Below are 10446 nucleotides of genomic sequence, written 5' to 3'. Positions count from 1 at the left end.
CCTCCGCTGACCTGCCTCTACCACGCCCCACGCGTTCCACCACATACTCTGAGGGGCGTCGTTCGTGGATCGCTTACGGATGAAACACTACGGTGAACCCTTGCAGGTAGAAATCCAGCCTGACGGGAAGAGCGCGACGCTTCTACTCGGCCGGATCATGCCCGGACAGACACAGACGCCCGACGGCAAGCCGCTTTACGGAGCGCACTATCGCATTCAGACGATTCAGGATGAGGAAGGCGTCTGGCGAATCTCACAGATGGAGTACGTTCCCGGCTGGCTCAGCATCGGTTGAGCAGGCTGGTTTCAAGAAAGTCTGTGACGCGACGAAGAGGTAGATATTTTGAAAGAGACCGGCGATGCCGGTCTCTTACGCAGCAACCACGAAAGACTCCCTTGACGAATTGCAAACCACCGACGCAAATGTTCTATTTGACGTCATCCGCAACAAGCTCTTTTCGTAGCGACTCCTTAAACGCTTCTGGTTTGCCGAAAAGACGGCCAAGATGAACCCTGCGAAGCACACCGTCTTTCTCAATCGCCAGCAAAGGGTAGCCTTGACCACCCAGCTTTTCCAGCAACGCCTGTGTGTCGGAGAAGTGCCCATCAAGGTTTGCACTCGCCCGATCGAATGCTTCACCAAATTTGATCACATCAAGCCCGAGTTCCTCAGCGTTCCGGATAATCTCATTACGTGTGGCAATCGGATGCCCGTCAACGTAATATGCGACCTGCAGCCGCTTCAGCATCGCCAGGCCGGCGCCCGCCACTTCCTCTGCAGCAATCATGGCAGCAGTCGGGGGGCCAGAATCGAGCAGAACACTGTAGTCAAACTGAGTCTTGTCCGTGTAGCTCTCCCCGAACTTTTGACCACTCAATGCTGTAATCCGTTGTTCATGCGGACGCACGAACTCTCGCCAATCGCTCGACATCATTTGCGCCCGCTCTCCAGCGAGCATCCCACCGGAGTGAGGCACCACCTTGATGCCATCCAGCTCATCAGCCGCCGTCAGCAACGGTGCGAGTCCGTAGCACCATCCGCAAAACGGATCATAGACATAGTGCAACTTCACTTGGTTTTCCATCTCAATTCTCCGTATAACACGTTCGAAGCGGCCTATCCGATAAGCTGACACGAACCATTCGTACAGTCATTGGCTTCGGTATCGCTTGCGTTATCAAGCTCAACGTCGCTTGCCTCCGTGCTAATCACGTCTTTCAGGACACTCGTCGGCTGCGCGCCATGTATCCGCGACCCACCGATTGTGAATGACGGCACGCCGCGAACACCGTCCCGTTGGGCATCCATCTCTTTGGCTACAACTTCCGCCTTGCCGTCGTCACTCAGAAGAAAATCGCTCACTTCGCCAGCATCAAATCCGACTCCGTTTGCTACCTCGACCAGAACGTCGACAAGCCCGATGTTTTCACCGCGCGAAAAATAGGCCGTAAAAATCCCTTCAAACAACGCCTCAGTTCTCTTCGTGTCTCCCTTGCGCTGCGCAAATACCATGAGTCGGTGTGCGAGAAGTGTGTTCGGTGTAACCGTTACCTTCTCATAGTTAAATTCGGCCCCAACTGCCTTTCCTGCGGCGGTGACGTCAGCGTCCATCAGCACCGAGCGATTCCAGCTGCCGAACTTCCTTGTCCGATATTCCTTACGGTCGACCCCGCGCAGCGGAAGTGAGGGATTGAGTTCAAACGGCACGTAGGAGATTTCTGGCTTATGCTCAGCGTCAATCTGTGCGAGCGCAGACTTCAGATTTCTGTGACCGATCCAGCACCACGGACAGATGAAGTCGGATGTGACCTTAACGATAGGTCGTCCCATGATTTACTCCTTCTGGTTGCGATGAACATAGGTTAGGGGCAAGGAAGCGCTCTTCAAATAGCAACGGCGCGCAACTGTCCATTGCGTCACCTGCAAGGCGCCGACGCAGGGCTGACTTATCGGAATTGGCCGCTGCGCCGCTGCGTTGCATGCAATGCTCCGTTGCAAGCGCACTCCTTCCCCGACTGACGTATCGCCCGTAATCTTTGGGTTATCGCATCTTTATGCCGTGAAAAGAACTCTCGGCTGCCATCGAGGAGCAAACCATGGAAACGAACGAATCCTCAGTCAAGGAAATTCGCGAGCCGCAACTCGCTACGGACACCGGCGCAGTGCCGCACATTCTGCTTCCGGCCTCCCGCCAACCCAAGGCCATCGTGATCGGCGGCTCCCTCGGTGGCCTGTTTGCCGCCAACGCGCTGCGAGCCATTGGTTGGGACGTTGAAGTTTACGAACGCTCACCGTCGCCACTGGATAGTCGGGGTGGAGGGATTGTTCTGCAGGGTGCCGTTTTGCAGGCCTTCCGGTTTTCGGGTGTTCCAGCCACGGGGCATCTTGGTGTCCGCTCTAACGACCGAATTTACCTCGACCGCGACGGTACAGTGTCGAGCCGCCAGTACATGCCCCAGACGCAAACGTCATGGAACAAGCTGTATGGAGTGCTGCGCCAAAATTTCCCCGATGAGCAATATCACCGCGGCGCGAAACTGGTCGCAATCGAACAGGACAGTCATGGCGTCACCGCCATCTTTGCCGATGGAAGCACTGCTCACGGGGACTTGCTCATTGGGGCAGACGGCGGCAACTCCACGGTTCGCGAGCTGATGTTGCCGAAAATCTCGCCCCGCTACGCCGGCTATACGGTATGGCGAGGCCTGGTTGACGAAAGTCGCTTGTCTCCATCGATGGTGCCGCATTTGTACGAGAACTTCGTATTTCAGCAGGATCGCGGAGCGCTGATGTTGCAATACATGGTTCCGGGTCAAGACGGATCTACTGAAATCGGGCGTCGTCGATACAACTGGCTCTGGTACCTGAAATCTGCGGCCGGCGATGACCTTGACGCTGTTCTGACCGACAAGACCGGCAAGCGACGCACCCACTCAGTTCCGCCCGGAGAACTGTCGCCCGCGCAGGAGACATGGTTTAGAACCATGGCTGCAACGCACGCGAATCCCGAGTTCCGTGCGTTGATCGAAAACACGGATGACATCTTCGTGCAAGTAATCCAGGATCTGGAGGTCCCCCGCATGGTATTCGACCGCGTTGTACTGATGGGCGACGCGGCCTTCATACCCCGTCCGCACACTGCGGGCAGCACCGCTCAAGCTGCAACGAATGCGATAACTTTGGCCGATACACTTCGTGGACAACGCGACATGACGGCCTCACTCGCTGACTGGCAAGAAGGGCAGGTCAGCGAAGGACTCGCGATTACCGAGTGGGGCCAAAGGATGGGAAATAGAATAATGAATATCGCTTGACCACCAAGGCCATACGAAGGAGTTCGCGAAGGGACGCGGACTCCTGGCCTTTCTAACGGAGGAAGGCACAATCAGCAACATCAACTGAAAAGCAGAATCGCAGGCGTGCGGCGGTTGTCGCCATGATCCCTTCTTTTTGACACACCGTTCCCGCCCATTTCGCATGCTGGCGCGGGTCGCCGTGAGAACGGGCCGTTCTCCCGCCGCGCAGAACGGTATCGTGGCAAGCCCTCGCTCAGCCGTACCGATTTATCATATGATAGTGTAATCATGCGTTCGGGCGGCATGAATTGAGACGGGGTTGCATTGAACGTGCAACATCCGGCGGTCTGTTGCGACGCGATTCGCGGCTCACTGCACTCGGTGGCTGCGCTTGCTCGGGTGCCTCCGGCTAGACCTCTCTGGCTCGCACTACACTGGCTTTGTAACGCCCAGTGAAATTCGCGGAAGAATCGAACTGTGGAACATGCCAGTCGAACTGAATCCGCAGAGGTGATCCATTCCTGCGAGTCCTCGTGCCTCGGCATGTGCGAAGGCACCGACCTCGTATGATTGGCTAAAAACTTACTTCAGTCCTGCGGAGGACCACCTTCAAGGTGCGTGTAGTGCATATCGAAGGGTTTGTTCGTGATGAACAAAAATGTCACATCGTTGTCGCTCTGCGCGCCGTGAGTCATTGTCGTACCCTCCGGAAACCAGACAAAGCTCCCAGGCCCGAATGACCCTGCACTAGTGACGAGGATCCCGTCCAGCACATACATCCCATGCGCGCAATTGTGCCAGTGGGAGACATTCGTAAAACCAGCCTTGTAACAGACTTTCACGACTGCCATGCCGGTGTCGTCGTCCACTACGCAGACCTTTTGTGGGATCTTAGCGTTCAGTTCCGGAACATCAAGCATTTCCCACGGAATCTTGTTGGTATCGACTGTTTGCACTTTACGCTTATCCATTTCGTAATCTCCTGCAGAATTGTTGCAAATTTCTTGTGGCTGGTGTAGTTGATCGTGTGATAAGTTATAGGACGTATAATGCCTACGATAGGCTATGCCTGGGAACCCGAGAATGCTTGAATCACGCAACGCTTCATTGCAATAAAGACAAAGCCATGGACAAGTTCTCTGCGATTCGGGCGTTCGTCGAGGTAGCCGAGGCCGGCGGTTTCTCTAGCGCGGCGAGACGCCTTGATCTGGCAGCGTCCTCGGTAGTTCGATCGGTAGACGCCCTTGAGGAATCGTTAGGCACAGCCCTTCTGAACCGAACTACCCGCCAGGTGACACTGTCCGACGCGGGTGCCCTGTACTACGTCAGGGCGAAGAAACTGCTCGAAGACCTGGCTGATGCTGATTCTCTGGTGTCCGATCGCGGAGATGAGCCTTCAGGGCCACTGCGCGTTTCTGTACCAGTCGCCTACGGGTCATGCCGAATCGCGCCACACATCACGACATTCCTTTCCCAATATCCCAAGCTCGATCTTGAAATGAGACTGAGCGACGAGACGGTCGACCTTGTATCCGAAAGAATCGATGTCGCAATTCGGCTCGGTGAGCCACCTCCGACCTCGGATATTGTTGCCCGACAGCTGGGCACCTTCCGCCGATACGTTGTCGCAGGCCATGACTATCTGAGGGATCACGGAACGCCGCTTCTCCCCGCTGACCTGACGAATCATCACTGCCTGCGCTTTTCGTACAGCAACGATCAGCAGGTCTGGACATTCTCTGGTCCCGACGGCATAACGAAGGTAGCAGTCAAAGGACCGTTGAGATGCAACAATTCCGAAGTCCTGCTGGAAGCCGTACGAGATGGAGCTGGCATCGCACTTCTGCCTGACTGGCTTATCGAACCCGATATCCAATCCGGGAGGCTGCTGAAGCTGTTTGAAAACTATGACGTGACACCAAACGACGCCCGGTCCGTCATCTCGGCACTTTACCTGCCCAATCAGCGCGGATCCAAACGTGTGAACGCCTTCATCGATCTCGTTTCATCGCTCACAGGACCTTCCAGCTGATCATGCCGAAACTCGATATTTGTTATAACGCGGCGAGACGACTACCGCCCGAAGAGCGGGAACGGCAAATCGTCAACAGTGCCATCGACTACTTCACCCGCAACGGCTTCTCTGCCAGCACACGCGAGCTGGCAAAGCAGATTGGTGTGACACAACCACTCCTGTATCGCTACTTCAAGAACAAGGAGGCCCTCATCGACCGGGTGTACCACGAGGTCTTCCAATGGCGAATTGAATGGGAACAGATGATCGCCGATCGCTCAGTTCCGCTTAACGAGCGTTTGTATGCTTTTTACACGGACTATGCATCGGTGATTCTGCGCGAAGATTGGATCCGCATCTTCATCTTTGCGGGTCTGACTCGTGAAGGGATCAACAACAAATACCTTAACAAGCTACGCGATCGAATCTTTTTGCCGGTACTAGCCGAGGTCAGAGCAGATTTTGCAATCGATGACCCATGCGACCCAGCTGATCTCGATGCTCAGATCGAGATGATCTGGAGCCTACATACGACGATCTTCTATATCGGCATGCGCAAATGGGTGTATGGCGCAAGTGTACCGGAGAATCTGGAGGCCGTCGTCCGGCAGAAGGTCGATTTGTTTCTGCGTGGTGCCCCTAGCGCAATGCGCAATTTTTACGAAGGGCAGACGTAGGCCAAACCTCCCACTTCCCACGACAGGTCGTCGATTCGACGACACTTAAAAATCACCATCGTATGACCCGCTACACGACTGAGAACGGTCTCTCACCTGCCGTTCTGACTCGCAATCTTATCAAGCGCGATCGTACCAAATTGAAACCTTTATGAAAACAGTGGACGCCCAGGATAGGTCAGTCCGCGCCGGGACCGGATAGGACCAAATCTTGTGGGCATCCGTGTCATCGCATGGCCGTTCTAGTTGTCCGGGTTGGTTTCGGTAGCTGTTGTTCCTGCTGGCGCGAACATACTTAGGAAATAGTTCAAAACAAGGCCTGCGTCGCTGATCGCCTCGTTGGTATCGACAGCAACGAAGCAAGCAGCAGCAACGACGCACGCAATTAGCGCGGCTACGGTACCTTTAATGCAAGTGCGCTTTGTACTCTTGGCGCTAACCTGTCCAGTGCTCATTTGAAGCTCCTATCGTGCGTAAAAAAAACCGTGCTGGGCAACGGGGTGAATGCCCTGCGATTGCCTGTCCACTCACGCGGCGCTGGCTAAACCCCCTACGTAAAAGCCGAGGCGACGCGCCAGCTGTGCCAGTTGCACACCGTTGTTCGCGCCAAACTTGTGGCGGATCACGGACTGGTGATTGGCGATCGTCTTCTGACTGAGTCCCAGCCGCTCGGCGATGCTGGCCAATGAGTAGCCCTGCACCAGAAGCTGAAGCACTTCGAACTCGCGTGCCGATAGCTGTCGTCCCGTTGGCCCTTCCGTCAGGGTCGCACGCAACGTTAGTGCGTCTGAGATATCAGGGCTCAAGTAGCGCGCGCAACGAGCGACTGCTCTTACGGCATCCACCAACACATCAGGCGCACTCGCCTTGGTGACGTAGCCGCGCGCCCCCGCATCAAGCGTCCTACGCACGAAGATGGCTTCCTCGTGCGCGCTGAAGATCAGTACATTCGCGTGTGGTTCACGGTTGAGCATTCTCCGCATGGCTTCAATTCCGCTCGCGCCTCGTAGCATCAGATCCATCACGACGACATCAGGTCGCAACTCACTGAAGAGCAGATAAGCATCGCGCGCATTGGCGGCCTCGCCTGCCATGCGAAGATCCGGTGTCAGGTCGAGCAGACGTCGATAACCTTCGCGAACCACGGCGTGATCATCCACCAGGAGCACAGAAATACCAGCTGTTTTCATGCGCAGCCTCCCGGGCTGCCGGGACCGGCGTCCGCAATGGCGATTCCCGTTCCGACCGCGCGCACTTGTGAGTGATCGCGTGCGATCTTGCGCGAGTTCGCGTCATTGCGAAACAGCACCGGGCGCTCATTTGAAACGGCTCGCGCCTCCGCCGCTTTGACCACCTGGATGACACGCTCGTGCGCCTGAGACTTGTCGCAGACGGGATCTGCATTGGCGGGATCGCCTGTCAGAAGAAAAGCCTGGCAGCGACATCCGCCGAGATCGCGATCTCTCTCTTCGCAACTGCGGCATGGCTCCTTCATCCAGCCGACCCCACGAAAGCGGTTGAAAGCATCGCTTTCGTACCAAATCTCTCGCAGCGAGACCTCCGTGACGTTCGGAAATTCCAAACCCGGCAGCGACCGCGCCGTGTGGCAGGGAAGCGCAGCGCCGTCCGGGGCGATGCCAAGGAACACCGATCCCCAGCCATTCATGCAGCGCTTCGGCCGTGTCTCAAAGTAGTCCGGCACGACGAAATAGATCGTGCAGCGCCCGCCAATTTCCTTCCTGTATCGTGCTACGACGGCTTCCGCCTCACGCAGTTGCTCTGCGGTGGGCATCAGCTGCGCACGGTTCGCGCGTGCCCAGCCGTAGTACTGCGTGTTCGCAAGCTCCAGATACTCCGCGCCCATATCAAGCGCCATCTCGATGATCCGCCCGACGTGCGGCAGGTTGAAGCGATGCAGCACACAGTTGAGTACCATGGGGAAGCCATGCCCCTTAATCGACGCAGCGACCCGCTTTTTCAGGTCAAACGTGCGGGTGCTGCTGAGAAAATCGTTGAGCTGCTGTGTTGAGTCCTGGAACGATAGCTGGATATGATCAAGTCCGGCAGCCTTCAATGCGTCGAGACGTACGTCGGTCAACCCAATACCCGACGTGATGAGGTTCGTGTAAAAACCCAATTGCCGCGCCTCGCGGACAAGCACTTCGAGATCGTCACGCAAGAGCGGTTCGCCGCCGGAAAAACCGAGCTGAGCCGCCCCGAGCGCGCGTGCTTCGCGCAGCACGTCGAGCCATTGCTCAGTACTGAGTTCCCGCGCGTGATCGGCGTAGTTCACAGGGTTGTAGCAGAAGACGCAATGCAGCGGACAGCGATATGTCAGCTCCGCCAGCAGCCACAACGGCGGCTCGATGGCTGGCTTGCTCGCTGGCGGCGCGGGCTGCGTATGTACGGTCAGGTTGGTCATGCCGTCTATTCCAGCCAGCCGCGCGTCTTCGCGTGGTCGACAAAATTTGCCACGTCCGACGTGAGACCTGTCGCGTTAAACGTCTTCTCCAGATCGGCAATGAGCGAAGACATTTCACGTGTACCGTCGCATCGCAATAGGATCTGTGCGGCACTCGTGTTCAGCTTCACCATTCCCTCAGGGTAGAGGAGCACGTGCGCGCTCTGTGCCGGTTCCCATTGCAGGCGAAAGAGTCCGATCAGTCGAGGGCGCCAAGGTTGCGCGACGGAGGCGACCTCCGTGTCCATCGGTGCGTTGTCGTTCATGTCGGAAAGGCCTTTTCAATTGAGTCCAGCATGGTCCAGAGGATGTCGAGCTTGAATTGCAGGATCTCAAGCGCACGCTCCTGCTGCGTGCGCGTCGTGAAGTAATCCAGCGTGACCGTCAGTCCTTCGTCTACATCCCGCTGCGCAAGGGGGATGCGTGAGCGGAAATATGCAAGCCCAGCCGGGTCGATCCAGGGATAGTGCTGCGGCCAGGTCGACAGACGGTCACGATGAATCTGCGGTGCAAAAAGCTCTGTCAGCGAAGAACACACCGCTTCCTGCCAGGGTGCGCGGCGAGCGAAATTCACATAGGCGTCGACAGCGAAGCGCACGCCCGGTGCGACGTGCCTAAGCGACCACAACTCATCGCGGGTAAGTCCAACGGCGTCTCCCAGTTGCGCCCAAGCTTCGATACCGCCTTGGTCCCTGTCGTAACCATCGTGGTCAAGAATGCGTCGTACCCAGCCGCGGCGCACCTCTCGATATGGACAATTCGACAAGATCGCAGCGTCTTTCAGCGGGATAGAGATCTGGTAGTAAAAGCGGTTCGCAACCCACCCACGGATCTGCTCGCGCGAGCAGCCCCCGCTGTTCATCTTCACGTTGAACGGATGATGAATGTGATACGCGGCGCCCTTGGCCCGAAGCTGCGCTTCGAATTTCTCTCGCGTCCATGCGACCGTAAGCGATGGGGCGATATCACGCGCAATGTCACGGGATTCGTTGAGTGTGTTCACGATCAGCTCTCTTGCACTCTGCAACGCATATGTTTAGCCTCGATCTTGAGAGTCAAAGCTCGAAAGCCATTCCGTCGTACGCAACCTCGATTCCATGTTCGATAAGCAGCCGGCGCTCCGGACTGTCCTCATCGAGGATCGGATTCGTGTTGTTAATGTGGATCAGCACTTTTCGCGCATCTTTGCGGTCGGCGAGTGAATCGAGCACTTCGATCATCCCGCCTGCCCCCGTTTGCGCCAGATGTCCCATGTCCGCAGCGGACTTTTTCGACAGTCCGAGCCGGATCATTTCGTCGTTGCTCCAGCAGGTGCCATCGACGAGAATTAAATCAGCCTGTTGCATCGCCGCGAGCACATGCGGCTCGATCTCGCCGAGTCCCGGCGCGTAGAAAGCACGCTTGCCTGAGGCAAGTTCTGTGAAAACAAGACCGATGTTGTCACCAACCTTGCCGCAATTGCGATGTGATGAATAAGGCGGCGCCTTGCTCGATAGTGCCAACGCCTCGATGCTCACGCCCCGCAGCTCAGGGATCACGAACGACCCGCCGTACAGCGGAATGGTGTGACGTTCCAAGGCGCAGTAATGTGAAAGGATCGAGGTCAGCGGAAAGCTGTCCGTCAGTTCCCGCCAGACCACATCTGTCGCATAGAGCGGCAACGGCGTATCGCGCTCCCGCAACATCAGAAGACCCGTGGTGTGATCGATCTGCGCGTCGATGACCAGCACGGCGGCGATGCCACTATCACGTTGGCGACGTGCGGGTTGCAGTTCCGGATGGGCCGCTATCTGCGCCAGGATGTCTGGCGACGCGTTGACGAGCAACCACTCTTCGCCGTTACCACTAACAATGATCGAGGATTGCGTGCGCGGCGTTGCCTCCAGCGTGCCACGCCGTACACCGTCACAGTTGCGGCAGTTGCAGTTCCATTGTGGGAATCCGCCGCCTGCCGACGAGCCCAGTACCTTGATCTTCATGGGGTGTAGCCAACGATA

At 56.8% G+C, this 10446-nt stretch carries 13 protein-coding genes; 4 read left to right on the top strand and 9 right to left on the bottom strand.

Going from position 1 to position 10446, the window contains the following annotated elements; all coding sequences use genetic code 11:
- Positions 1–79: 79 nt before the first annotated feature.
- Entirely contained in the window at positions 80–295 is a 216-nt protein-coding gene (locus AWB78_RS34190; RefSeq protein ID WP_062611046.1) for a hypothetical protein, read from the top strand.
- Between the two features lie 133 nt (positions 296–428).
- Here AWB78_RS34190 and AWB78_RS34185 read toward each other — a convergent pair whose 3' ends face one another.
- Positions 429–1085: a DsbA family protein gene (locus AWB78_RS34185; RefSeq protein ID WP_062611045.1), complete on the bottom strand. Its 657-nt coding sequence runs from the start codon at positions 1083–1085 to the stop codon at positions 429–431.
- A gap of 32 nt (positions 1086–1117) precedes the next feature.
- Positions 1118–1831 (bottom strand): DsbA family oxidoreductase, encoded by a 714-nt coding sequence (locus tag AWB78_RS34180; RefSeq protein ID WP_063959060.1) that lies wholly within the window; start codon positions 1829–1831, stop codon positions 1118–1120.
- Between the two features lie 266 nt (positions 1832–2097).
- On the opposite strand from AWB78_RS34180, the gene AWB78_RS34175 reads away from it, so the two are divergent.
- Positions 2098–3315 (top strand): FAD binding domain-containing protein, encoded by a 1218-nt coding sequence (locus AWB78_RS34175; RefSeq protein ID WP_082883527.1) that lies wholly within the window; start codon positions 2098–2100, stop codon positions 3313–3315.
- Positions 3316–3884: 569 nt separating this feature from the next.
- On the opposite strand, the gene AWB78_RS34170 is transcribed toward AWB78_RS34175, so the two are convergent.
- Positions 3885–4268, bottom strand: a complete 384-nt coding sequence (locus tag AWB78_RS34170; protein WP_062611044.1) for a cupin domain-containing protein — start codon at positions 4266–4268, stop codon at positions 3885–3887.
- A gap of 155 nt (positions 4269–4423) precedes the next feature.
- On the opposite strand from AWB78_RS34170, the gene AWB78_RS34165 reads away from it, so the two are divergent.
- Both AWB78_RS34165 and AWB78_RS34160 read left to right on the top strand, forming a co-directional pair.
- On the top strand, positions 4424–5329 hold the full coding sequence (locus tag AWB78_RS34165) for a LysR family transcriptional regulator (RefSeq protein ID WP_062611043.1): 906 nt from the start codon (positions 4424–4426) through the stop codon (positions 5327–5329).
- Positions 5330–5331: 2 nt separating this feature from the next.
- A complete protein-coding gene (locus AWB78_RS34160; RefSeq protein WP_082883526.1) occupies positions 5332–5988 on the top strand; it encodes a TetR/AcrR family transcriptional regulator in 657 nt (218 codons plus the stop codon).
- 242 nt (positions 5989–6230) lie between these two features.
- On the opposite strand, the gene AWB78_RS46955 is transcribed toward AWB78_RS34160, so the two are convergent.
- From AWB78_RS46955 to pqqB, 6 genes are all read right to left on the bottom strand, one after another.
- Entirely contained in the window at positions 6231–6443 is a 213-nt protein-coding gene (locus AWB78_RS46955; RefSeq protein WP_157697705.1) for a hypothetical protein, read from the bottom strand.
- A 72-nt stretch (positions 6444–6515) separates the two neighbouring features.
- Complete coding sequence (locus AWB78_RS34155) at positions 6516–7178, bottom strand: response regulator (RefSeq protein WP_062611042.1); 663 nt, start codon at positions 7176–7178, stop codon at positions 6516–6518.
- The gene (pqqE, locus tag AWB78_RS34150) at positions 7175–8410 is read right to left on the bottom strand and encodes a pyrroloquinoline quinone biosynthesis protein PqqE (RefSeq protein ID WP_062611041.1); all 1236 of its coding nucleotides are present in this window, start codon (positions 8408–8410) and stop codon (positions 7175–7177) included. The genes AWB78_RS34155 and pqqE overlap by 4 nt, the downstream gene beginning before the upstream one ends.
- A gap of 5 nt (positions 8411–8415) precedes the next feature.
- Positions 8416–8715, bottom strand: coding sequence for a pyrroloquinoline quinone biosynthesis peptide chaperone PqqD (gene pqqD / locus AWB78_RS34145; protein WP_062611040.1), 300 nt, complete (start codon positions 8713–8715; stop codon positions 8416–8418).
- Positions 8712–9452, bottom strand: a complete 741-nt coding sequence (gene pqqC / locus AWB78_RS34140; RefSeq protein ID WP_062611049.1) for a pyrroloquinoline-quinone synthase PqqC — start codon at positions 9450–9452, stop codon at positions 8712–8714. The genes pqqD and pqqC overlap by 4 nt, the downstream gene beginning before the upstream one ends.
- A 52-nt stretch (positions 9453–9504) precedes the next feature.
- Positions 9505–10428, bottom strand: coding sequence for a pyrroloquinoline quinone biosynthesis protein PqqB (gene pqqB / locus AWB78_RS34135; protein WP_062611039.1), 924 nt, complete (start codon positions 10426–10428; stop codon positions 9505–9507).
- Positions 10429–10446 lie beyond the last annotated feature (18 nt).

The sequence above is a fragment of the Caballeronia calidae genome, assembly GCF_900044055.2.
Lineage (GTDB): Bacteria > Pseudomonadota > Gammaproteobacteria > Burkholderiales > Burkholderiaceae > Caballeronia > Caballeronia calidae.
This window is presented reverse-complemented; position numbering and strand designations above follow the sequence as displayed.